Below are 24,238 nucleotides of genomic sequence, written 5' to 3'. Positions count from 1 at the left end.
CTAGTCGCAGTTTTCATGCCATCGGAAAACCTTCAGTTTGCCCCAAATCAGTGGTTTTGTGTTGACTGATAAGCTTTTGGGCGAACAAATTTGTGCGCAGAGGGACAAAATCCAATTTTTTGCCTGAGTTCAAGCTGGGCCGGAACGGCGATCAGTGGGAGACGACCTTCAGTCCGATGATGGAGGCGATCAGCGTGGCAATGAAAAATACCCTCCAGAAATCAGCAGGCTCCTTGAAGATAAAAATCCCAACCAACACCGTCCCAACGGCACCGATGCCCGTCCAGACCGCATAGGCAGTACCTATGGGAAGCTCTTTGGTCGCCTTCACCAGTAGGGCCATGCTGATGGTGAGGCAAACGATAAAACCCGCATACCAATAGATGGAATTCATGCCGGTGGCTTCCTTGGCCTTGCCAAGACAGGCGGCAAAGCCCACTTCAAACAAACCTGCGATAATCAGGAGAATCCAGCTCATAGTCGAAATTTTGGGCAAGTTACCATGCTTTTCCCATTTCCACCCCTGTTTTATGCGCTACGCCCCTGGGCGAGGGATTCTCCGAAAGCCTTGAATCTCGTTCAATACAGGCTGCTTGGCTCTCCGGCTTGAGTCGGCTTTTAAGCTTCTCGCGTCCGGAAGCCCGATCTCAGAATTTCAGGAGCATTCGTCTAGGACGGATTTCTTTCGTTCGACGAGAATGGCACAACGACTCTGGGGCAGTTGCTGAGCTGTCCAGGAGCTGATCCCGGTACTTCAGGGAGGCGCCTGGTTCGGGGATTTTCAAAAGGAGCCTTTTTAGAGTTTTCTCGGCGTTTTTCTTGAATTGGGCAGTCTTCCCTTGGCGAAAGGACTAAAGATGGCTCAGGGCCGCTAAAAATGGCTGAGAACAGCTTGGTTCGAACAATGGGGCAGACTTCATCCAGCTAGGCCAAGGCCATACGCCGCTTTCCGCGTGGAAGACAGCCGAAGGGGAGACGGTCGGGGATAGATGCGACTTTGTGCTAGAACCGGCTCTCGGACTAGACTTGGCAGATCCGAAAGCTTACGAGGATGGGAACGAGGTTTCGGACGAAAACCCAAGCTAGGGAAACCGTCCTCGCCTCCCGAAACGTGACCAAAAGATCGAGGTAGTCCTTGGCCGTTATGAGGCCGTAAATGACCCTCTTTCCGAGCCCTGTTCGGAGCGTGGTTTTTTCGGGATTTTTAGCGGCGGTATGCGCAAGTCCGGCTGCCGTTTTTGGAATGAAATTGGGTCGGTTTTGGGTGGTTTGAAACAGCAGCGATTTTCGATTTTTAGGTCCCCGGAGGGGTAGGGGAGGGAGGCAGTTTTTTGGGTGCGACTTGGTGGTAGGCAGAGCGGACTAGGTCGCAAATCAGCGCTTGTTCGAGCTGATCGATTTTGGCCAAAGTCCAGCCATGCTTTCCCCATTTGTTGGGTACCGGAAAGACCGCCGATGGGTCAAAAAGCGAGAAGAGATCTTGGTCTTTTTCGGAGAGCTTCAGGCAGGCCAGTCCGGTGGCGAAATCGTAGGTGGCAAAGATCTTTTTCCGCACCCGAAAAGAGGTCTTCTCGAAGTGCGGTTCCTCGGTCGTCTCGGGGAGGGAAAGGCAAAAACTGCGAAGGAATTCCAGCATCGATGTAGGGAAAAAGTCTCACGAAAACTACGCAAAAAAAGCGACTTCCCCCAGGGCTATTGGCGGTCGGGAAAAGAACTGTCTTACGTAGCCGAGGGCTCTTGGCTTCTACGTAGTCTGGTGACAGGGCGAAATCCCCTTTAGAAGGGCTGATTTCCGGTTTCCTTATTTTTAGCCTTGTCTAAAAAACGGGTTTTCCTTTGCCCTACTGGCCGACGGGACAGGCACCGGGATATTGGCTATGCGGGAGGAGGGTTGGCCGGACGTAATGGGTGAAAGGTTGATTTCAGAATAATATTTTGAGTCTGGGAAAATCAGATTTGAATATAAGTATGAGTTTATTTCATAGATTATATATATCATAAAATCAGATAAATATAAGTATAAATAATAGTCAGTTTAGTCCTAGGTTCGTGGAGCGATGAATGGGCGAGATTTGCGTTTTTTTGGAATTTCCGATGGACTGGTCTGTGGATAAAAGGGGGTGCGTCAGGGCTGGGAATCTGATTGATTTCCTTTATGGAGATAGCTGAAGGGGAGAGATTGCTTCTCTTCCCGAATGCGCGTTCATCGGCTACAGGAGATTGGCGAGGCTTTGATTTTGTCTGTTCGGGCAGTCAGTACGTAGCTTACTTGCCCATTCCAATCTGCGTAGTTTTCTGGCCTGCTGAGGCGCTCGATATGATCGGTTGAAACCCGTTTTCGGCCCCTTCGGCAGGCGGCTGTTTTCCTGTTTTTCGATTGCTCTGGAGTCAGCGGTTTCTCCGGGTTTTCGGAATAACAGGCAGCGGGATTTTTCCAAAAATCCAGTCTCGGAATCGGAGAAAATCAGCCTTGAAAACCTCTTGGTTTTTGGGGTGGATTGGCGTGTTTTTTTGGGCCTGGCCGCGCGGAAAATCTGGCTTTGATTGGATGTTTGTTGGACGAGTTTACCCTTTGGTTTTTGCTTGGAAGAGCTGGGTCAAAGGCGGAGTTTTACCGGTGTTTGTTGCCGGATCAATGGCTTAGTGCAGCCGGTATTTTTTGTGAAGAAAGCGGGAGGTTTTGGATTTCTTTGCCGAACTTGGATAGGCAGTCGGGGTGCCTTTTTTGAAGCCGGTATTTCCCCGGATTTTCCCACCAAAAAAGCCAAGTCCAATGAGCCCTTTCAAGTTGCTTTTTTCGTCCCTGATCGCAGTCCTATTGACCGCCTCCTGCGCGGCGCAAACCTCCGAAAAAGAAGGTCAAAATTACGCCACCAAAACGCCGGCTTCGGGCGGCATCGGCAAGGTGTATATGGGTAGGGAAATCGCCGGGATCATGGACTTTCAGGGCAAGGCCTGGCTGGAGCGAAGCAGTCGCGAGAACGAGGAAAACACCGGCTTGGCCATCACCAATCTTCCCGTGCAGGCCAACAGCGTCGTGGCGGATATCGGGGCTGGCTCCGGTTTTTATACCTTCCGCATCGCGCCAAAGGTGCCGCAGGGAAAGGTCTATGCGGTGGAAATACAGGACGAGGCCATTGCTTTTTTGAAGGATCGTAGCCGGGAGCTGAGCTTCTCCAATGTAGAAACCCTCAGAGGAGGCGTAAAGAGCCCCAATTTGCCCTCCAATGCCATCGACCTGGTGATCATGGTCGATGTCTACCACGAGCTGGAATACCCCGTAGAAATGCTCGCCAGCATCCGCGAGTCGCTCAAGCCAGATGGGAAGCTGCTTTTGATCGAATATCGCGGGGAAGATCCGGCCGTAGCCATACGCCCGCTGCACAAGATGACCGTGGAGCAACTCAAAAAAGAGCTGTCCGCAAATGGATTTAGGCTCGCCCAAAACGGGCAGTTTATGAACATCCAGCATTTCCTGGTCTTCGAGAAAGCTGACTGACCAAAGGTCAAATTCTGTTTTTGCCATTTCAACCTGCCCGCTGGACAAAAAAGAAGGGCGAGATTTTCGTCTCGCCCTGCGGGATTGTATTGTTAAACCTTGGTCAAAACCGCGTTTGCGTTGACCGAGCTATTTTTGTCCTTAGAATTTGTAGGCCTTAAGCATCTTGTGGAAGATCTCATTGTTCTCGTAGATGCCAGCAAAAGCCTCTGATCCGGGGCCGAAAGCAAAAACCGGAATCATCACGCCGGTGTGGCTGCCAGTAGTAAACTTGCCCTCCACCATGCCGGTTTCGGTACTGCCCTTGTTGATGGTGAAGCCACCGGTCTCGTGGTCTGCGGTGATGATGACCAGCGTATTTCCGTCATTCTTGGCAAATTCCAGCACTTTTCCGATCGCGTTGTCAAAGTCTATCATCTCCTCGACGATGTATTGGGTGTTGTTGGCGTGGCCTCCCCAGTCGATCTGGGAGCCCTCGATCATCAGGAACATGCCCTTTTTGTTGGTTTTCAGGAGATCCAAGGCCACTTCCGTGGACTTCACCAGCTCGTCGCCTCTACCTTCAGAGTACCTGGCCTGCTGCTCGTCGGCCAGGAAGGCGGCGAGTTTGCCGCTTTTCACCGCCTGCACTTCCTCGATGCTGTTGGCGATCTGATAGCTTCTGTTTTTGAGGGAATCAAGCAGGTTGGCTTCATCGGTGCGATTTTCAAAGAACTTTCTCCCGCCACCGATAAAAACGTCGATGTCGGTCTTCAGAAAGTCCATGGCGATGTTTTCATCCAAAGAGCGGGAGGACTGGTGGGAAATGAAGCTGGCCGGGGTAGCATGGGTGATGGAGCAGGTGGCTACCAGCCCGGTGGCCAGGCCGTTTTCTTCGGCGATTTCGAGGATGGTCGGAACGGGATTGCCGTCGGCATCCACCCCGATGGCACCGTTGTAGGTCTTGACCCCGCAGGAGAAGGCGGTGGCTCCGGCGGCGGAGTCGGTGACAAAGGCGTTGCTCGCCTGGTTTTTGTGAAAGCCTACTACAGGAAACTGCTCCAGATTCAGATGGCCGTGGTTGCCGGTGAGGCCTGCGTAGATCTGGGCCACGCCCATGCCGTCGCCGACCATGAGGATGATGTTTTTGGGATGTTTGGCTTTTTTCTGGGCAAAAGCTCCGCCCATACTGAGGGCTAGGGAAAGCGCTAAAAGAACTCGGGTTTTCATAAAATTGGAAAATGGTTTTAGTGAATCATGAATATCCGCAATCTTGCCAGTAAGCGAATTCGCTTCTTCAATCGGGCAGGCGATGACCCCGACACGTCGGGCAGGCGAAGACCGAAGTAAGGCAAAGCCTCAATTTTAGCGTTCTTTCGGATTGTAACGGCTGCTTACCGGCATAAAAGCGGATAATCATATGTTGAATACTGGTCATATTGCGGTTTTGGACTAGCGCCCAGCTGGGCAAATCCGCTGCCGATGATGACGAAGAAAGGCTCCTTATCTCAAAAGCCAATCAAAGTGGCCGAAGATAGACCAAAAAAGGGAAGCGACCGAGGCCGCTTCCCTTACGATATTGTTACCAATTTTGCCCAGAGACTAGTCCATTCCCTCGGATTCGTCCTCCTCTTCCTCGGCGATCAGATCCATGGTCGCTTCGGCCCAATCGGTGATCGTCTTGCGCTGTGCTTCGTCGAGCTTGGCTGAGGGGTGCATGAGGGTGTAGATCCCCAGTGGCATTTTTCCCTCCTCCACCTCCATGTAGGTGTCGTCCAGCTTGCCGAGCTGGTCCATCATATCATAGTCCTGCCAAAGCGAAAAGTTGAGCTCTTCCCTTGCCTCCCGGACGTCTTTTGCCACCAGCCAGGAAGCGGGCGCCACGTAGGAATACCAGGGATAGTCAGTCTCGTTGCTATGGCAGGCGTAGCAGGAATTTTTCAGGAGCATGGCCACGTCCTCACCGACCACGCCGCTTTGGATCAGGTCTCCGGGATTGTCGGCGACCACCTCCGGCAGCTCGTTAGGCACCAGCTGTATGGCAAGCAGCAGCAAGGCCGTGCCTCCCAGTATTCCTTGCCATCTCTTCATCAATTCTCGCCTTTCTTTTTGCCCCTGCTCCACTCTAGGAGGGTGGCCAGCTCGGCTTCGGTCAGCTTGCCTTCAGGCTTCATCTCAAGAAACTTTTTTGGAGGCATGTCGCCCTCTTCCAGTGCTTCGGTGATTTTGCCTTTGGTCGCCATCTGCTTGGACTTTTTGGAAGCCTCAAAGGCATCCCAGTCCAGCTTTTCCTTTCCTTTCTCGTTTTTGGACTCAGCATTGTGGCAGCCGTAGCACTTTTGGTCTACGATGGCCTTGATGTTGGCAGGCATGTCCGGAGTCAGTTCGGGATGTATGGGGTAGTTTTCCACTTCAGGTTTGGTAGTCCCCTGAAAGAACAAGAGGCCAACCACAGCGGCCACTGGGAGTAGGGATAATTTTTTCATAGTGTGTTAGTAGGGTTAGGATAGGAATTTCAAAAAGATTTTGCGTAAGAGCAACCCGTTGGTATAAAAATCTGCAATTGAATATCTTCCCGTCCTATTGTATGGTTTTTGGTGTTGTTTGTCACAGGGTCTATGGAAGTGAGAGCGATAGCTGCCCGTGGGTGGTAAGTCTACAGTGTGAGTAGATTTTTTCGCCGGATAGGCATTCGAATGGCTGTTTTTGTGCTGTTTGGGCTATTTTTCTGTTTGGAGAAATTTTTGGTTCAGGAGCCTATGCAAAGCGGAAAGGCTTTGTCAGTCCTTTTTTGGTTCAAACTTTTAATCCGATGAAAGATCAACAAATCAAAGCTGGTCCAGCCTCTGGCAGTATAGCCAAGCGGGAAACCGACATCCGGCGATTCGCCTTTGGAAACAAGGAAGAAGCACTACGCGAGCTCCAAACACTCAAGAAAAGTGGGGCTGTCTCCCTAAGCTTGGGAGTGGACTGCGGCGAGTTTAGTGGGGCTGGTGGAATGGATTGGTATGATTGGCTCGTTCCGATGCTGGGAGATAGTCTTTCGCTTCGGCTCAGTTTCGGGGATTTCGGCAAGGGCAAAAGCAAACCTATGGGCGAGAGGAAGACTTTGTGGGAGATTGTCGAACATTTTGTCCTCAAGCACGGTAACTATTTTAACACCGTAGAGCTCTGCAAAAGGACCGCTGGCGGGGGTAAAGGGGAAGACGCCGACAACATATTCTCGGACGAGGTGGTTTTCGCCGCCACTTGGGCAAAACATTGGGGAAAGCAAGTAAGGCTCCGGGTCTGCCAAACCAAGGACGCTGACTGGCTGGCCAAGCTATCCGCTTCGCAGTTGCTTGCGCAGCTAGAATTGGAAGGTGAAAGCTTGGCACAGCCCGTTCAAGAATCGGGGCTGCCCACGTCTTTGCCAATGAACAGCCTGCTCGCCATTACGCAAATGACCAGTGGTCAAAACAGGTTTGCAAAGTGAAACCTATCTTGGAACTACTAAAAGCAATAGCCATGGAGACGCTCATCCAACGTGTGGAAACCAGAAAACCTAAAATCCGAAACACAATGGCACACGATCGAATCAAAGTAGTACAGGGAGCTGAAAAAGTTGCCAACCTGATGGAGGGCTTTACCTCCCTCGTGGCAGGCTCCTATGTGTTGTCCCTTGCCCTGACTAAGCGCAATCTGGCGCTTCGTGCGGCCTTGGGCATAGCCGGAGGCTATCTGATCCTGAGAAGCGGAGGCAAACTGTGCTCTGGAAGCTTCTCGGAAGAACTCTGATCAGCTAGCTGATTGCGCTGTCAAAACGAAAAAGCTTTCGTCCTGCCGTCGCGCTGACGGCGGGATGAAAGCTTTTTGCGTTGGAGGCCCGTGACGGCTTAGTCTCTTTCGTCATCGGCATTGCTATAGGAATTGTTTTCCTCGTCTTCGGAACCGATCTCTTCTTGCCGATCATCGAGCTCGCTCCCCGGTATGTCCAAGTCTTCGGCGGCAAAGTCCACCTTTCTTTTCCGATCCAGTAGCTGCTCATCATCACCCCCATCGAGGTGCAGGTTGTCGTCTTTCGGGCCTAGGGCCAAAAGATCCTCTTTGGTCAGCTTTGATTCACGGTTTTCGCGGCGGATTTCCTTTTTGATTCCTTCGTTTTGTGGGTTTGGCTTCTTGTTATGTTCCATGATAGATTTGGTTTTGTTTCACCATGCTGTTTGCAAGTGCGATGCCGCCAGGCACAGCTTTTTTGTTTTTCGCCGAAGCTGCCCGCGTAAGTTGCCTGAGGGCGGTTTTAAGGGAAGAACCCAAATTCCTATCGAGTCTGTCTCAGTATAGACTGGGTAGAAAGTTGCCCAGGCTGGGAAGCTGTCGGGATGGGAGAGCGATTTGAGATCTGCCGGGATTTAGCTTCCTTTTCCACCTATGGCACGGAGATTTGTATTAAAAAGTTCCTCTGGTCAATCCAGCTTTGTCCTAAAAAACAAATCCGGCGATGGCGCCTCCTCACGGCTGAGTCCACTTTTTTCCCTTGTTGGGACGTTCGTTTTGGGTCTACTGTCTTATTGTGGCGCTTGCCATATCAGTAGGGTAAAACAATGGATTCAATCCGGTCATCGGAGGCATCATCGTCGGGAAGGCTGCTTAGAGTTTCGGCTTTTGCTTTCCCTTTTCGTCAAAAACTACGGACGTACTGCGTTCCTCATCGAGTTGGAATTTGACCTCGTAGAAGGTTTTGTTGTCCTCTTCGTATGCTCGGGTGCTGAGAATTTCCGTAGATGCCAAGTTAGGATCTTGCGCTATAGTTTCCAAAACCGCTGGTGGCAAGGCTACCGAATCGATGGTGTCCAAGGCTCCGTCCAGCAAGGTGCCGTCCCGCTTGACCAAGGTCGTGTCGCCCTGGTGGAATTCACCCTGCATTTCGTTTTGGGCCTCGATGCTTTCCTCCAACGACTTTTCCCGCTTTTCGCAGGAGGAAAAAAGCATCACCGCAGAGGCCAGACAGATGACAAGTTGCGTTTTCATGGCTTTTTCGTTTGCCGGGGAAAGTCCCCGAATACTACTAGTCCTACTTTCAAAATCCTGCCAAAACTTTAGAAGAGAAGCCTTTGGGGCATTTGGGCGCCAAGAGGGACGTTTTGTGAAGCTGGAGGATGGAACCGTCAGTTTCAAGCTCTATTGCTTTGATCCCCAATCTGGTCATCTTTTTCCACAGTCAAGGCCCGGGAAAAGGTCTGTCGTTTTTTCTGCCTAGACCAGCCTTCGTCAGATTCGCCAGCCCAAAAAGGCGGGATAGTAGTGAGTGTTCCCATTTGATGGTTTGGCAAAAAGTTAAAAGAGCGGAAATCGAAACAAAACGCTTTGGCTTTGGTGCTTGGGTATGTGCTTTGAAAGACTGTGCTTCCACTCAAGAACACATCAGAAGCATGGCTTTCAAATTAATTCAGGAGTTTAAGGAGTTTGCCGTCAAAGGTAACATGATCGACATTGCCATTGGGGTGATCATCGGCGCTGCCTTCAACAAGGTCGTGGACGTGCTGGTCAAGGAGATCTTTTTGCCTCCGCTGTCCTTCCTCACCGACGGGATCAATCTCGAAAACAAGCGGATCATCCTCCGCCACGCTGCCACGGAAAACGGCATCACCAAGCCCGAAGAGATCGCCATAGGCTACGGAAAGCTCATCGAGGCGGGGGTGGACTTCCTGATCATCGGCTTCACGGTTTTTTTGATCGTCAAGCTCATGAACACGATCAGGAAGCGGGCCGAGGACCCCAACGACAAGCGGGAGACGACGCCAAAGGACATCGAGCTGCTCAGCCGGATGACCGCGCTCATGGAGAAGCAGGTGCAGCTTTTGGAAGGAAGAAAGGGGCCAGGGGACGCGCGATAGGGCTGGCAGTGGGCTGTTCGCATTTTCCGGTGAGAGCTTAGACCGAGTTGGTGATCGTTGACCGAGATCGGACAAATCTGTCCGATTATAAATGGCTTGTTTTCAGCGTAAACTGAGTCTGGGGAGGTCTGGGGGAGTTTTTTCTTCGGTACGAAATTGGAGCCCGGCTGGGCAGTTTTTCGTACCGATCCGTCCACAAAAGCCCAATCCCATGCTCAAAAACTATTTCACCTCGCTCTGGAGGCACATTTCCAAAAACAAAGTCTTCACGTTTATCAATGTTGCCGGGCTTGCGATCGGGATGCTGGCGTGTATTCTGATCGCCCAGTTTGTGCTGCATGAGTTGAGCTATGACAGCTTTCTGGAGAAAAGCGACCGCATCTTTCGCCTACAGCTGGACCGGTTTGACAAGGGCGAGCTTTCCACGCAGTGGGCCTCCGGCGCCGCAGGGATAGGGCCGGACTTGAAGTCGAATTTTTCCGAGGTAAAGACCTTCACCCGACTGACCAAGCGGGGGGCGACGCTGTCTACCGGCGATACGTTTTTTCGTGAGGAGGATCTCTATTTTGCCTCCGAGGACTTTTTCGAGGTTTTTTCCATCCAGCTCATCGAGGGTGTGGATTCCCTGGTTTTGAAGGAGCCGTTTAAGGTCGTGCTGTCCGAGTCCATGGCGAAGAAGTACTTTGGCGCGGAAAACCCCATCGGGAAAACACTCAAGGCCAACGGACAAACGGAGTACGAAGTCTCAGGCGTGTTTGAAGACCTGCCGGTCAATACCCACATGAAAATCGATGCCCTCGGCTCTTTCGTCAGTCTGGAGCGGCTTTGGAACGATCCCATCATGGGCTGGAACTGGGACGGCTTCATGACCTACATCGTGCTGGAGGATGGAGTGGATGCCGAGGCTTTCGAAGCCAAGCTGCCTGATTTTGTCGAGACGAAAATGGGTGAGGAGATGAGAAAGTACAACGCCGGGATGACCTTCCACCTGCAGCCGGTGAAGGACATCCACCTCGACTCGGACTTTATCATGGAGTTCAAAGCCAACGGCAACCGGCAGTCGGTGTATTTCCTGTCGGTCGTGGCCATCCTGATCATGATCATCGCCTGGATCAACTACATCAATCTCTCCACCGCCAAGTCAGTCGAGCGGGCCAGGGAGGTCGGAGTCAGAAAGGTAATGGGGGGCTACCAGTCCCAGCTGATCCAGCAGTTTCTGACCGAATCCCTCTTTCTCAATCTCATCGCCGTCCTGCAGGCGGCCGGGCTGGCGACACTGTTGACTCCTTGGTTTAGCGGATTGACGGGACGGGAGCTTGGATATCAGCTTTTCCTGCAGCCTTTGTTTTGGCTGGTGCTGCTGGGCTTGATCATCGCCGGAGCGGTGATGTCGGGGATTTATCCCGCTTTTGTGTTGTCGTCCTTCCGACCGGTGGAGGTGCTGAAGGGGAAGTTCAAAAACACCGACCAGGGGATTTTGCTGAGAAAAGGCATGGTCATCGCCCAGTTTATCGCCTCGATTACCCTGATGGTGGGCACCTTCACGGTCTTTCTCCAGCTCCGCTACATGCAAAACGAGGAGTTGGGAGTCGATATCGAGCAGACGGTGGTGCTGCAATCCCCCAGCGTGACGGACTCTACCTACAAGCAGAAGTATCAGGTCTTCAAGCAGCGCATCTCCGACTATACGGAGGTGCAGTCGGTGACGGCCTCGACGTCGGTCCCAGGGGGGCAGCCGGACTGGAATGCCGGCGGGATTCGCCGGCTCAGCCAGGGAGAGGACGAGCAAAACCAATATCGGGTCATCATGACGGATGGATCTTTTGACGAAAGCTTTGGCCTAGAGATGGTCACGGGTCGGGACTTTTCCGACGACGTCAGCAATGAGCACCAGAATGTCCTGCTCAATGAATCCGCCACCCGTCTGATGGGCTTTGCCTCTCCCGAGGAGGCTATCAACGACCGCATTTTCTTTTGGGGAGATACCTTTAACATCGTCGGAGTGATGAAGGACTACCATCAGGAGTCGCTCAAAAAATCCTATGACGCACTGATCTTCCGCTACAACGACGCCCCCAACGGCTTTTACTCCATCAAAGTGCAGTCCGCCCAGATCCCGGATCTGATGGCGACGCTGGAGGCGGACTGGAAAGACATATTTCCCGGCAACCCCTTCGAGTATTTCTTCCTGGACGAGCACTACAACCAGCAGTACAAGGCAGACCAGCAGTTTGGGTCCATCTTCGGGATTTTCTCCGGCCTGGCGATTTTCATCGCGGCGCTGGGTTTGTTTGGGCTTTCCTCGCTCACCGCCATCCAGCGGACCAAGGAGATCGGGATCAGAAAGGTGCTCGGTGCATCGATGTTTGGACTTTTGCGCCTGATCAGCAAGGATTTCATCCTGCTGGTGGTCATCGCGATCGTTTTGTCTATCCCGCTCTCGGTGTGGATCATGGACTCCTGGCTGCAGGATTTTGCTTCCAGGATTTCGCTGAGCTGGTGGATTTTTGCCGTGCCGAGTGTCTTGGTGGTCGTGATCACCATCCTCACCGTGAGCATCCACACGATCAAAGTGGCCATGATCAATCCGGTCAGTTCGCTGAGCTACGAGTAAGCGGCCTAGGTGTCAGAAGTCGGCCTCAGCGTGCGGAAGCGCGATGGAGCGTTGGAGGAGGAAAGGGCTTCTTTGCGTAGGCTGTTTTCCGTAATTTGTTGGTTACAAAAACTGCAAAATCCGATGAAATTTACCGCCAAAGCCACCCTGCAGATCCAAAAGCCGGCTTCTGAAGTATTTGAGGCCATAGTCGATCCCGTGCACATGACCCAATATTTTATCTCCGCAAGCACCGGAAGGATGGAGGCTGGAAAGGAGTTGGGCTGGAAGTTTCCGGAGTTTTCCGATGAATATCCCGTGTGGGACGTCGCGACGGAGACCGACCGGATGGTGTCTTTTGTTTGGGACAAGGAGACCCAGGTCAGGATCCTGCTGGAACCGCAGGCTGACGGCAGCACGGTGGTCAAGGTCACCGAAGGCGACAAGGAGCTGACTGAAGCCAACCTCCAGTGGCTGATCAGCAATACCGAGGGCTGGGCCAACTTCCTGGCTTGCATGAAGGCTTACCTGGAGTATGGAGTCCAGCTGCGCAGAGGAGCTTATGAGTTTATGGGGAAGGGCTAGGCCCGTATCCGAAAATTCACATCATGAAGTCGAAGCACTTGAGAACTCTGCTCCTTTGGTTTCTGTATCGGGGATCCCCGATCAGGAACTGATACCTGACGGACAGTTCGTGGGCTCCTTTGGTCTGGGTACCGATGTTCGACACCATAAAGTCGTAGCTGTACCCGATCACAAGCCCGGATTCCAGCTTTAGCCCAAGCAAAAAGATGATCGAGTCCTGGTTAGGCATGTTTCGCAAGCCGGGTATGCCTCGGTAGCTGATCCCCGAGATCACGGAGCGATAGAGCAGCTGGGTACCGATGTCAAATTGCTGAAATGCGCCTTGTTTTTTGAAATTGGCCATGACCGAGGCCATGTTGTCGTATTTGGAGCCAAAGTATTGGTTGGCCCCCAAAGGAAAATTCCAACCGCCGTGCACGCTCCACTTGATCGGAAGGTAGCCCAGCTCGTCATCGGGGTAGAAGCTCAGTTGGGGCTCGTTGATATGGTGAAAAGCCGAACCCAGCCAGAAGCTCTCCGAGGTCAGCAGCCCTCCAAAAGCGATGTCTATGTAAGAGTAGGGTTCAAAATCCGGGATGTTGTCCATCGTGTTGGCACTGATGGTCCTGTTGAAGAGGTCGACCTGATCCCCAAAAACCAAATTGTCCAAGGCGGCGCTTCTCCTCACGGCGGAGACCTGGGTGCCGAGTCTGAAGTTCCAGCTCTCCGCAATCTGCAGATTGTAGGCATAGGACAGGGAGATGTCGGAGGTGTTGATATGAAAGTTCGTCTCCTGAAAGCTGTTGACAGCCAGACCAAAGCCGCTCTTGAGGTCATAGCTGTAGTGGTCAAAATAGGCCGAGTAGGCATTGAAGTCTTGGTCTAAGCCTGGCCATTGTTTTCTGTAGTTGACTCCGACTCGGGAGAGTTCGGTACTTCCCGTCAGCGCCGGATTGAGGTAAAGCGGGGCGGCGTAGAATTGGGAATAGTGGAAGTCTTGGGCGCTGACGGAGTAGGCCAGCCCAAACAGAATCCAAAACAAAAGTATCGGCTTTCTCATTTCAGTAGCAAAAATAGGTCGGTCTCGGTCTGCATTCTCCCGTCGGGGGTTTTGAAACGAATCTTATAGACGTAGTTTCCGGGCATAGACACTTCTTTGTTGAGTTTGCCATCCCAGCCTACCGAGTTCATGTCCTTGGTGTAGAATATTGTTTCTCCCCACTTGTTGAGCACCCAAAACTCCAGGGATTCGATGCCTACAAATTTCGGGAAGAAGTAGTCGTTGATGCCGTCGCCATTTGGCGTGAAGGCATTGGGCACGACCAAGTAGTAGTCAAAAACTTCGATTTTCTTTTTCGTCTGGACGGGACAGCCAAAGATGTCGGTGACAGTCAGGGCGATTTCGTATTCCCCTTCGGCGGTATAGGTATGTTTGGGGTTTTCTTCGAAACTCTCCGATCCGTCCCCGAAGTCCCAGTGGTAGGAGAGGATTTTGCCGAAGGACCGGTTCCAAAACTGGACTTCAAAATTGACCAAGAAAGAATTGTATTGGTCAAAGGCCGCCGACTCGATCTCCGATTCCGCAATCGTTTCGGAATTGTCGATGTTGAATGACTGGGTGCTGAGGCAGCCCTTGCCATCCACTACCGTCACTTGGTAGTAGCCGGGGTCTTGGGTCGTCATGGTGCGGCGGTCGGGGGAAATCGTCCCTCCTGACCAGGAGATGCTATAGGGTGCGACCCCGCCGGATATGGCTATGCGGACTTCCTCGGTGACGGATCTCGGATCACATACGGCCGTGCTGCTTTGGAAGGCGGTGATGCTGAGCTGGGCTGGCCTTTTCACCTCAAACACCTGGTCAATAGTGCATCCAGACGCATCGGTGATGGTGGCGGCATATTGCCCAGAAGTAATCGCGAGTAGGTTTTCAGTGGTTTGCCCATTGCTCCATCTGACGGAGTACGGTGGGGTGCCGCCCGAGATTCCGAGACGGATCTCACCGCTCTGCGGGTTGTCGCAGTCTAGGGCATCGGTCACTTTAGGCTCGGATTTGAGGAGGGCAGGTTCGACGATGTTGAATTCACTTCGGATTTCGCAGTCGGTCTGGTCTTTGATCGTCACGGCGTAGTGGCCAGCTTCCAGGTTGTAGAGGTTTTCGAGCTGCTGTCCATGATCCCATCGAATGCTCGTGGCACCGACTCCACCTTGGAACTTGAGCTCGATGAAGCCGTCCCGAGCTCCGTAGCAGGAAATGTTGCCCACTTTGGGCTCGACTTTGAAGAGGGGCGCGTCTTTGATCGTGATGGTCTGAGAGCGGATACAGCCGCTTTGGTCGGAGACAGTCAGGGTGTAGTCGCCTGGGCCCAGATTGTCAAAACCACTCTGGTCGGATCCAAAGGCCCAGCTGATCTGATAGGGAGGCAGGCCGCCACTCACGTCCAAGTCGAGGGAGCCATCGTTGGCGCCGTAGCAGCTGATGTCGGTTTTGGTATAGTTGATCACGATGGCGGCCGCCGGTTCGGTGATCTCGATTCCCTGGATAGTTGCCACGCAGCCGTTGGCATCCTTCACCGTCACCTCATACGATCCGGCTGGAATGTCCACCAGGTTTTGGGAAGTTTTTGGGAAAAGAGTGCCGTTTCTTTTCCATTCGAAAAGATAGGGGCTGGAGTCCACTCCGCCGGCTACGGTCAGTTCGATGGCTCCGGATTCGTCGCCAGCGCAGAGCACCTGGGTGGTGGATAGCAACGAGGCTCGGAGCGCTTGCGGCTCCCGAATCTCGAAAGACTTGGAAACCTCGCAGCCGAACTCGTCTTTCACCAGGACCTGGTAGCTTCCCGGATCTAGTTGACTGAGGGCATTGCTCGAAGATGCGAAGCCGTTTGGCCCCGTCCATGAATAGGAGAAGGTACCGCTGCCCCCGGTGGGGTTTAAGGTGATCTTTCCGTCATTTGCCCCAAAGCAGCTGATCTGGAAACCGTTTTGGTCGGACACCTCATCGGACAGGATGATGGATGGATTTACGGTGATCCGATACGTTTTCGGAACTCCCGAGCAAGTCCCTCCCGAGTTGGTCTGCACGTTGACTTGGTATTCAAGTGTGATGGGCTGGCTGGTCGGGTTGACCAGGTTTTGGCTTGGTATGCTCGGGCCGTTTCCGGAAGTCACCACGCCCAGCAGGCCTTTGGGGTTTGCAGTCCAGGAAAAAGTGGCTCCGGGGACGTCGGAGCTAATGGTGATGGCTTTGGAATCCGAACCCGTACAAAGACTTTGGTCTGGGGAAGAAAACTCAAGGGACGGAGCTGGCTGCACCGTGACCTTCAGGGCAAAGTCCGATCCCGTGCAGGCACCGAGGCTTGGGGTGAGGGTGTAGATCACCTCGAGAGCGGCATTGGTGTCGTTTTTCAGTTGCTGTTTCAGTGATTTGATGGACGGGGCGGAGGAGCTTGAAGCTCCGCTGATACCGCTCGGGGCGCTTACTGTCCAGGTAAAAGAGGTCCCGGCGAGGTTGGCCGGTGGTGTGAAGTCCAGTTCCTCCCCGCTGCATATCGAAAGGACTTGGTCGGTATAGGCGGGCTCGGGATGGACGAGTACTTTGAGGACGGCGGGCACGACCGCACAATTGCCTTGGCTGGGGCTGGCGATGATGGCCGTATAGACCACTTCTATCGGTTTCCCGGTTTTGTTTTCGAGGATTTGCTGAGGGATTTCCGTGTTGCCGGAAGTGGCCACGCCCGTCACGCCATTTGGCTCTGCCGTCCAGGATATGGGCTCTCCCGCAGGAGAGGAAGTGATGGTAATCGGCGGGATGGATTCCCCGGAGCAAATCTCCAAGTCGGAAAGGCTAAACTGGATGGTAGGTGCTGGTAACACGGAGACTTGTATCTGCTCGACAGAGACGCATTTTGTCTCTGTATCGGTGACGGTGAGCAAGTAGGTGGTATTGGCACCTGGCTTGACCCTGATGGCATCCGAGGTGGAGGCGGGGATGGAGGTAGCCGGATTGCTGGTCCATTTGTAGCTGTATTTTCCGCTTCCCTCCGTGACGGCGGATTTGAGCTCTAGCTCTTCTCCTTTGCAGATTTCCTGATCCGGGCCGAGGTCGATTTTGGGAGGATTGGCGACGGCAAATGTTTTTTCGACCTTGGTCACCCCGCAGGCCGAGGTGACTTCCAGCGTGATCTTTTTAGGCCCAGGACTGTCAAAAGCAACCGGCCCGGGATCCAAAGCAGTGGAGCTGGCCGGCGTACCGCCTTCAAAGGTCCATAGATAGGTGGGGGCACCACTTCCACAGGATGTCACGGTCGCCTTTGGTGTGAAAGTGGTAGGACCGCAGGTAAGTGGGATAGCTGCCAGGGAAACGGTAGGTGGAGCCGTGACCGTTACTTTTTCCTCTTTTTTGAAGGTGCCACAGCTGGCCACTATCGAAAGGGAAATCGTGTAGATTCCCGGGTTTTTGAAAAGGAAAGTGGGGCTTTCCGAGTTCTTGTCCGAGCCCGCGGCATAGTCCCAACTGGAAACTGTGCCGCAAGTGCCTTTGGAATAGGTGACCGACCAGGAGTAGGTGCCGGCTCCTGCCAGCCCAACGATATTGGATGTGTTGGTGGCCTGTACCGTCGCAGGTCCGCATACCTCTGACGATGCCAAGGTGAAGGAAGGCTCGGGTCTGGGAATTACCACGATCGTCTTTGTTTCCTCTTTGATCCCGCAGCGGTTGCCGGTGATGAGTTTCACGGTGTAGGTTCCTGGTGTGGTAAATTTCGGGCTGAGTGTTTCTTTGCCGGAGCTCCAGGAGTTGGGTGAAGTGGGATTGGGACGAGTACCCAGATCCGCTGCCGGGACGGTCCAGCCGGCGGCGGGGGAGATTTCCCAGACGAACCGTTTGTTTTCATTGCAGGATCCGGTGGTGCTCACCTCGGACTTGAAGTCCGTGACATTTTGGATTTGCACCGTCTCGTCTACGCATACCGTTTCCGACTTGACTTGGATTTTCGGTATGGGAGGTTCGGACACATAGATGGGAACCACCGAGGCCTGGGATGCAGAGCATGGGTTGAGGGCGACGATTTTGACCGAAAAGGAATTGGGAAATCCGTCGGCGGTTTTTCCGCAGGACCCCAAGCTGAACGTGTGGGACACGGTAGGGGGTGGGGGATGGGTGAAGACTTGGGGCGTGGAGCCGTCCGAAAACGTCACCGTATAGATTGTGCCAGCAGGATTGTTTGCGGTGCCGGTGATGGGGAAGGTAAGTTGCTCACCGATACAGACGTTGGTATTGCCTGGGTTGCCGAGTCCTACGGCGGGATTTGAGCCGATGAAGACTCCGAATTTTCTGCTTACCGTACACCCGTTTGCCGGAGTCACGGTGTAGGTGAGGTTGTAGATCCCGATGGCATAGGTGTGCTTCAGCTCGGTCCAGTTGGCTCCGCTAAAGGCTGGACTGCCGTCTCCCCAATCGATTTGGTAGTTGAGGTTGTTTTCGTTTGGATCTTTGGCATTGTAGAAGGTGAACTCAGAGCCCTGGTTTTCGCAGACGATGAAGTATTGGAGGTTTTCGAAGGTAGTGGTCTCCTGGTCGCTGTTGACTTTGAGGGAGGGGATTTCCTTTACGGTGACTGTCTGGGAGGTAGTGACCGGGGGATTGGTTCCTTCGGTTACCGAAAGCTTCACCGTGAAATTCCTCGTTCCGTTGCCAGTGGCTGAGGTAAAGGTGTGGGTAGGGTTCTTTTCGGTGGAGGTTTGGCCGTCACCAAAGTTCCATAGGTAGGTCAGATCGGTGCCGGTAGAGGTATTGGTGAAGACGATGGGGGTATTGGCACATTGCCCGTTTGGAGTGAAGGTGAAGCTGGCTTCGGCAACGCGAAACATCTTTCCCCAAAGCGCCCCGGGACTGGGATAGGATGCCCCCAACATGGAAAGTGAAACCACCATCAGGCCCAAGAGGACCAAAACCGCAAAAAACAAACGCGTGTGTCTATACTCCATAAAAAAGTGTTCTCGTACTGTTACTAATGACTAGCCCATAGTCCTTTTTTGTTTCTTCTTGCTTCTCTTTCCAGTTGCAGAAAAAGATCCGCATACTTTACGTTGGGAGGGAATGTCGCGACGGTCGCATAGCCTTCCGAGACTAGGTGGGCGTTCAAAAAAGTCCCATCCTCCAAGTAGACGTATGCCAATGTCCTTTTGTAGCGGTCGTAGAGCTGGACATCAGCTACAAGCCGGACTTTTTTGCCACTGAGGAAGCACTTGACGTAGTCTGCTGCTTCCTTTCCAAAATGCTCGATCTTCGTTCTGCCCGTATTTCTCGATTCCGGAGTATCGATCCCTATCAGCCGGATTTTTTCCTCCCGTCCGTCGGAATGCCTGACCCAAAAGGTGTCTCCGTCTACAAATTTTGAAATCTCAAGCAACTCGCCTTTTTCGGAGAAAAGGCCAGAAGCCACAAGGAAAAAGCAGGTGAAAAATAAACAGATTGATTTGATATACATCACTTTATTAGGTGTAAAACGGAAAATTCCTGTCACAAAGTAAAAATTTATTCGATTACGAGAGCGAAGTTTGGAGAGGGGGGATGAAATCCGACAGGAATTGCCAGACAAGAAAGGCCGTCGGCCAATGTCCCGAGTGCGAGGATGGGCCTGAGGAAGTAAAAAAAATCCGCACCCAAGCGAGTGCGGATTTTCCAATTAATAACCCAATTTACTGTTTAAAAACTTACTCATTAGTCGTATGCTGGATTTTGCGGGAAGTTCTTGTTTTGGTTCAAGTCCAAAGCTTCCTGCGGGATTGGTCTGAGTATTTTCAGGTTTCCGCCCGCGCCCACAAAGTTTTCCGGGCTGATCCAGCTGTTGTGCGCCGAGGCGCGCTCCACCAGCTTTCCGGTACGCTTCAGGTCAAACCAGCGATGGTACTCGCCCAAGAGTTCCCTTGCGCGCTCATCCAGGATGTAGTCTATGTCAAATTCCGCCAGGGTCGCATTGGCAACCTTGGCACGTGCCCTGACCGCGTTGAGCCTTTCCAGTCCTTGGGCGGCATTGCCCAGCTGGAGGTACGCCTCGGCAGCGACGAGGTAGGTGTCTGCCAGTCGATGCACGATGAAGTCCCGGGTGCTAGTCCCGCTCGTTCCCCCTGCAAAGAGCGATTTAGGATCGTCAAACTTCTTCACGATCATAGTCGCACGGTCGGCAGTGGTGATCGCGCTCACCGGATCGGTGGTGCCGTAGGAGTGGTACACCACGCCTGGGTGCGCCGCCACATAGGCGATGCTGTCTTGGGCGGTAAACCATCTTGGCTCGTAAAAGTCCCGTACTGTCAGGCTTTTGTGGTCTGCTACGTCATAGTAGTCGTAGTAGCGGGTAAACATCTCCGTCATAAAGGTGGAGTACCACCTCTCGTCGCCTTTTTCGAAGAGATCCAGCGCAAAGCGGGTTGGCAATAGGTTGTAGGTCTTGTAGGGAGCATTGCCGGCGACTTCAGAGCCGCCTAGATAGGGGCCAAAGAAGTTTTGTTGCTGGTTGCCGATGCGGGAGGGGTCGGCGCTGATGGAGCCTGCGCTGTATTGTACGGAGAAAATCACCTCCGCATTCATGTCGTTGCCGGGCTTCCAGAGCTGTTCGGAGCTGATGGTCAGGCCCTGTCCCCCTATGACTTTGTCAGCGTAGGAGGCAGCTTTGGCAAAATCATCGCTGGCGGCGAAGTCTTCGTAGGCTCTGGTCAGGTGGACTTTTGCCAAGAGATTTTCCACCGCACGCTTGTTGACCCGGCCGCTGTAGCTGCCGCTGGATACCTGTGTGAGTGCTCCCTCGAGCTCGGAAATGATAAAGGCGTACACTTCCTCCGCCGTGGCTCTGTCAAAAGCCAAGATGGGCTCCTGGATAAATTCTGTGATCAAGGGAACCCCACCGTAGCTCTGCACCAGCAGGAAGTAGGCATTGGCTCGGAGGAACCTCACCTCGCCCAGGTACTGCGTGTTGACGGCTGCCTGCTCGGTCTTGTCTGCGTAGAAAATAGCCGAGTTGGCCAGCTGGATGGATTTGTAGCCATTGACGTACAGGAAGTTCACGTTGCTGGACGCAGAGTTCAGCTCGGTGTATTTGCTCAATCCCTGGGGCTCAAGGCCCCTTCCCTCCTGGTAGAGGTCTGTCCCCGCCTCAAACATCCAAGGCTGGTTGCCATAGATGTTTCGGAGGGCGGCGTAGTTGGAGTTGACCAGGGCGCTGTAGCCTTCCTTGGTGGCGTAAAACTCCTCTGCGGTGACGTTGGATTTGTTTTCTTCTTCCAGAAAGTCGGCACAGCTGGAGCCGAATAGGAGAAGGGCTATCGCTAGTATTGATGCTATCTTTTTCATGTCTCTCTCTAATTAAAACTTCAGGTTCAAACCAAACTGGGTCGTGATCGTGCTGACTCGGCCGATGCCTAGGCTGGCCTCAGCCCACTCCGGATCCCATCCGTCGTAATCGGTGAAGGTGAAGGGATTGAGGACGTTCACATACAGTCTCAGGCTCTGGATATTGGCCCGCTGCAGGAGACGCTGGGGTAGTTGGTAACCCAGGGAGATGTTGTTGACTTTGACAAAAGAGGCGTCCCGGTAGTAGGCCATGCCGGTACCCCAATACTGGCCTTCGTTTCTCGGCTGGGGGTATTCGTTGGAGACCTGTGCCGGTACGCCCACGCTGTTTTCGGGGACATAGTAGCCGCTGATGGCTGCCTTTTGGCGTCCCCGGTCGTTGACGTTGGTGAAGTTGGCGTGGAAGTCGCTGCTCACCAAGACTCCTTGCTGGGTGGCCAGGGCGAAGTTCATGTCAAAGTCGCCGACTTTCAGGGTGGAGATCAGGCCGCCAGACCAGGTGGGATTGGACGATCCAAGGATCACCCGGTCGTTGTTGGGGTCGATTTTGCCGTCACCGTTGATGTCTTTGGCCTTGGCCTGGCCTTCTTTTTGGTTGTAGGCAGCGGCATCCTCGCCTTTTTGCCACACACCGTCATACACGTAGTTGTAGTGGGAGTTGATCGACTCGCCGATAAACCAGTTGTTGCCCACGTCATCCACCTCGGACTGGCCATAGAGGGACTCAATGGCGTTGTTGTTTTTGGTGAAAGTAAGGGTGGTGTTCCAGGTAATGAGGCTGGTCTCCACGTTTACGGTGTTGACGGAGAGCTCGACGCCCTTGTTTCTCACGGAGGCGGCATTGGAGGTGATGCTGGAGAATCCTATCTCCAGGGGCAGCTTCTGGGTCACGAGCAGCTGATCAGACAGTCGGTCGTAGATGTCTATGCTACCGGTGATGCGGTTGGTGAAAAAGCCGAAGTCCAGTCCGAAGTTGAGCTCGGTGGTTTTTTCCCAAGTCAGGGCTTTGTTGGCGATGGAGCTTTGTACCCAGCCGTTTGCCGTAGCGCCGTTGAAGTCGTAGTAGGTCTGGGTAGTCAGCGCGCTGAGGGTCGTATAGGGGGAGACGTTGTTGTTGCCCACGGTGCCATAGCCAAAGCGGAGTTTCAGGTCAGAGAGGACGTTGGAATTGGCCAAAAAAGCCTCTTTGTTCAGTCTCCAGCCCAGTGCCACGGAGGGGAAGGATTGCCATTTGTTGCCTTCGGAAAGGAGGGAAGAGCCATCCCAACGGTTGGAGACGGTCACCAGGTAGCGATCCAGGTAGGAATAGTTCAGACGCAGGGCGAAAGACGCCAGCTGGCTTTTTCTGAACGCATTGCCCAGGCTGTAGGTGCTTTGCGGTCCGGAACCGACATTGTAAAACTCGGTCTCAAACGGCTGCTTGGTGGAGGAGAGGTTGGCTGATTCCACCCGATCGACGAAGATACTTTGCAGGGCCAGGAAGTTGAAGGCGTGCTCGTTGACCGATTTGGTGATGTTGAGCTGGTTGTCCCAAGTGGTGTTCATGTTGTCGTAGTAGGCCACGCTGGAGGAAGGAAGGTTGCCATTGCTGATGCCGGTATTCGTTTTGGCACCGTAAAACTGCCCCCTGCGGTTGTTGTTGACACCCACAGAGAAGGTGGATTTCAGGCTCAGCCATTCCAGGGGATCGTATTGCAAAAAGGCATTTCCCACGCCTCTGAGGGACCGGGTCTCATCGCTGGAGTTGGCGATTTCGAGGAAGGGGTTGTAGGTACTGGTCTTGTCCGCGGCGGACTTCCCGTTGGGATAGGTGAGCTTTCCGGGCTGGGGCCAGAGTTCGCCGACCAGTTCATCCCCGTTTTCGTCTATTGCCCAAGGGGTCAAGAAGGGATTCAGTCGGAAGGCTTCCTGCATCGCGATGCTACTTCCCCTTTGGTTGTTGCCAAAGGACAGGGACATGTTGGCCCCCGTTCTGAATTTGCCATTGATCTGCTGGTTGATGTTCATACTGAAGGTGTACTTGTCCAGCGACTCATTTGCGATGTTGCCGGTTTCCTTTTGGTAGCCCAGGCCGATGTTGTAGGAGGAGGGGCCGTTTCTGTGCGAGATCGTGAGGTGGTTGTTGGTCTGCATGCCGTTTTGGAGGATGCCATCATACCAGTCGTAGCCTTGGAGGTTTTCGAAGCGCTCTTTCAAGACAGGGTTGTTGTTGCCCAGCACCACATTTTCATAGGCCTGGGGAGTCATGCCTGCCCCATTGTTGGTGGTGCCCAGATAGGCCGCCATGTGGTAGTCTCTCCACTGCTCTAGGCTCATCATCTCAGGAAGCCTGGCCGGGTTTTTTACCCCATAGAAGGTCTCAAAGGAGAAGGTGGTGGACTCTGGCATGCGCGTGCCGCTCTTGGTCTGTACGATCACCACGCCACCCGCAGCCCGCGAACCGTAGATCGCTGCCGAGGAAGCGTCTTTCAGCACTTCGATTTTTTCGATGTCGTTGGGGTTGAGGAAGTCGATGTTGCTCGTGACCACTCCGTCCACCACATACAGCGGGTTGGAGTTGGACAGGGAGTTGTTGCCTCGGATCGTCATGCTAAACCCGTCGCCGAGTCGCCCGGTGCTGTTTCGGACCTGCACCCCGGCTACGGTTCCCTGGAGGGACTGGATGGCCGAGGTAGTGCCTCGCTCGGTGATGATGTTGCTGTCAACCCCGGCAATGGCACCCGTCACGTCGGATTTCTTCAGCGTACCGTATCCTACCACGACCACGGACTCGAGGTCGGTGATGTTGACACCGAGTTGGACGTCGATGATGGACCGAGCGCCGACGGTCTCCTCTACTGTGTTGAACCCGATGAAAGAAAAAACCAAGACTGCGCGATCGTCCGCCACGGAGAGGGAATACTTCCCGTCCACGTCCGTGGTGGTGCCGTTGGTGGTACCCTTGACGACGATGGTCACCCCGGGCATGCCGAGGCCATCATCCGAAGAGGTGACAGTTCCAGTGATTGTCTGCTGGGCAAAGCCAGCGACCGAAAAGCAAAGCCCCAGCAAAAAAGCGAGACTCCAAGCCTTCTTGTTGGGTCTCCTGGACGGAGCCGCTGCAGAAGGTGGGATTTTGGGTAGATTTTTGGGCATAACGTTATTTTGGTTTGTTCAAAAACAGATTGTGCAATCGATTGGACGCGCAATCGATTGCATTTTAGTGACTAAATTCTTTTGTTCCAAAATTTTCCAGGAATTTGTTGTAGGATGCATTTGAAAAATCGCTTCATAGAGAAGTTTGTCGATATGATATTCTTACAAATAGCCAATCCAAAGTATAACTAGGAAATAGGATTGGTGTGGCTGAGGGAAGGTTGAAGAAGTTTGCGCCTTGCTGA

Annotated in this window: 18 protein-coding genes; 6 read left to right on the top strand and 12 right to left on the bottom strand. The window is 53.3% G+C overall.

The features are described 5' to 3' along the window. Positions 1–151 precede the first annotated feature (151 nt). Together J0A68_RS11245 and J0A68_RS11240 are read right to left on the bottom strand one after the other, a co-directional pair. On the bottom strand, positions 152–478 hold the full coding sequence (locus tag J0A68_RS11245) for a DMT family transporter (protein WP_206578309.1): 327 nt from the start codon (positions 476–478) through the stop codon (positions 152–154). 816 nt (positions 479–1,294) lie between these two features. Then, positions 1,295–1,636 carry an MmcQ/YjbR family DNA-binding protein gene (locus J0A68_RS11240; RefSeq protein WP_206578308.1) on the bottom strand — a complete coding sequence of 114 codons (342 nt, stop codon included), beginning with the start codon at positions 1,634–1,636 and terminating at the stop codon, positions 1,295–1,297. 1,137 nt (positions 1,637–2,773) lie between these two features. On the opposite strand from J0A68_RS11240, the gene J0A68_RS11235 reads away from it, so the two are divergent. Further along, positions 2,774–3,499 carry a class I SAM-dependent methyltransferase gene (locus tag J0A68_RS11235; protein ID WP_206578307.1) on the top strand — a complete coding sequence of 242 codons (726 nt, stop codon included), beginning with the start codon at positions 2,774–2,776 and terminating at the stop codon, positions 3,497–3,499. Between the two features lie 141 nt (positions 3,500–3,640). Here the strand turns inward: J0A68_RS11235 and J0A68_RS11230 are convergent, their stop codons facing one another. The 3 genes from J0A68_RS11230 to J0A68_RS11220 form a co-directional block, all read right to left on the bottom strand. Continuing rightward, positions 3,641–4,708: an alkaline phosphatase gene (locus J0A68_RS11230; protein ID WP_206578306.1), complete on the bottom strand. Its 1,068-nt coding sequence runs from the start codon at positions 4,706–4,708 to the stop codon at positions 3,641–3,643. A 372-nt stretch (positions 4,709–5,080) separates the two neighbouring features. Continuing rightward, positions 5,081–5,569, bottom strand: coding sequence for a heme-binding domain-containing protein (locus J0A68_RS11225; RefSeq protein WP_206578305.1), 489 nt, complete (start codon positions 5,567–5,569; stop codon positions 5,081–5,083). Then, positions 5,569–5,964, bottom strand: a complete 396-nt coding sequence (locus J0A68_RS11220) for a heme-binding domain-containing protein (protein ID WP_206578304.1) — start codon at positions 5,962–5,964, stop codon at positions 5,569–5,571. Before J0A68_RS11220 ends, J0A68_RS11225 begins: the two co-directional genes overlap by 1 nt. Positions 5,965–6,290: 326 nt before the next feature. Between J0A68_RS11220 and J0A68_RS11215 the strand changes: the two genes are divergently transcribed. Beyond that, positions 6,291–6,953 (top strand): hypothetical protein, encoded by a 663-nt coding sequence (locus tag J0A68_RS11215; RefSeq protein WP_206578303.1) that lies wholly within the window; start codon positions 6,291–6,293, stop codon positions 6,951–6,953. Between the two features lie 86 nt (positions 6,954–7,039). Then, complete coding sequence (locus J0A68_RS11210) at positions 7,040–7,255, top strand: hypothetical protein (RefSeq protein ID WP_206578302.1); 216 nt, start codon at positions 7,040–7,042, stop codon at positions 7,253–7,255. Positions 7,256–7,353: 98 nt separating this feature from the next. On the opposite strand, the gene J0A68_RS11205 is transcribed toward J0A68_RS11210, so the two are convergent. Further along, complete coding sequence (locus J0A68_RS11205) at positions 7,354–7,650, bottom strand: hypothetical protein (RefSeq protein ID WP_206578587.1); 297 nt, start codon at positions 7,648–7,650, stop codon at positions 7,354–7,356. A 457-nt stretch (positions 7,651–8,107) separates the two neighbouring features. Then, positions 8,108–8,488 carry a hypothetical protein gene (locus J0A68_RS11200; RefSeq protein ID WP_206578301.1) on the bottom strand — a complete coding sequence of 127 codons (381 nt, stop codon included), beginning with the start codon at positions 8,486–8,488 and terminating at the stop codon, positions 8,108–8,110. A gap of 401 nt (positions 8,489–8,889) precedes the next feature. Between J0A68_RS11200 and mscL the strand changes: the two genes are divergently transcribed. From mscL to J0A68_RS11185, 3 genes are all read left to right on the top strand, one after another. After that, positions 8,890–9,354, top strand: a complete 465-nt coding sequence (mscL, locus tag J0A68_RS11195) for a large conductance mechanosensitive channel protein MscL (RefSeq protein ID WP_206578300.1) — start codon at positions 8,890–8,892, stop codon at positions 9,352–9,354. Positions 9,355–9,565: 211 nt separating this feature from the next. Further along, a complete protein-coding gene (locus J0A68_RS11190) occupies positions 9,566–11,968 on the top strand; it encodes an ABC transporter permease (protein ID WP_206578299.1) in 2,403 nt (800 codons plus the stop codon). A 123-nt stretch (positions 11,969–12,091) separates the two neighbouring features. After that, complete coding sequence (locus tag J0A68_RS11185; RefSeq protein ID WP_206578298.1) at positions 12,092–12,532, top strand: SRPBCC domain-containing protein; 441 nt, start codon at positions 12,092–12,094, stop codon at positions 12,530–12,532. Positions 12,533–12,548: 16 nt separating this feature from the next. On the opposite strand, the gene J0A68_RS11180 is transcribed toward J0A68_RS11185, so the two are convergent. The 5 genes from J0A68_RS11180 to J0A68_RS11145 all read right to left on the bottom strand — a co-directional run bounded on the left by J0A68_RS11180 (position 12,549) and on the right by J0A68_RS11145 (position 23,993). Continuing rightward, the gene (locus J0A68_RS11180) at positions 12,549–13,571 is read right to left on the bottom strand and encodes a PorP/SprF family type IX secretion system membrane protein (protein ID WP_206578297.1); all 1,023 of its coding nucleotides are present in this window, start codon (positions 13,569–13,571) and stop codon (positions 12,549–12,551) included. After that, positions 13,568–18,496, bottom strand: a complete 4,929-nt coding sequence (locus J0A68_RS23015) for a PKD domain-containing protein (protein WP_317195103.1) — start codon at positions 18,494–18,496, stop codon at positions 13,568–13,570. Before J0A68_RS23015 ends, J0A68_RS11180 begins: the two co-directional genes overlap by 4 nt. 23 nt (positions 18,497–18,519) lie before the next feature. After that, on the bottom strand, positions 18,520–18,999 hold the full coding sequence (locus tag J0A68_RS11155; RefSeq protein WP_206578296.1) for a thermonuclease family protein: 480 nt from the start codon (positions 18,997–18,999) through the stop codon (positions 18,520–18,522). A 233-nt stretch (positions 19,000–19,232) separates the two neighbouring features. Further along, positions 19,233–20,858 carry a RagB/SusD family nutrient uptake outer membrane protein gene (locus J0A68_RS11150; protein WP_206578295.1) on the bottom strand — a complete coding sequence of 542 codons (1,626 nt, stop codon included), beginning with the start codon at positions 20,856–20,858 and terminating at the stop codon, positions 19,233–19,235. Between the two features lie 12 nt (positions 20,859–20,870). Further along, the gene (locus tag J0A68_RS11145; protein ID WP_206578294.1) at positions 20,871–23,993 is read right to left on the bottom strand and encodes a SusC/RagA family TonB-linked outer membrane protein; all 3,123 of its coding nucleotides are present in this window, start codon (positions 23,991–23,993) and stop codon (positions 20,871–20,873) included. Positions 23,994–24,238 lie beyond the last annotated feature (245 nt).

The sequence above is a fragment of the Algoriphagus oliviformis genome (assembly GCF_017254915.1).
GTDB lineage: Bacteria > Bacteroidota > Bacteroidia > Cytophagales > Cyclobacteriaceae > Algoriphagus > Algoriphagus oliviformis.
Note: the sequence above shows the minus strand (reverse complement) of the source record. Positions and strands in the feature narration are given on the sequence as shown.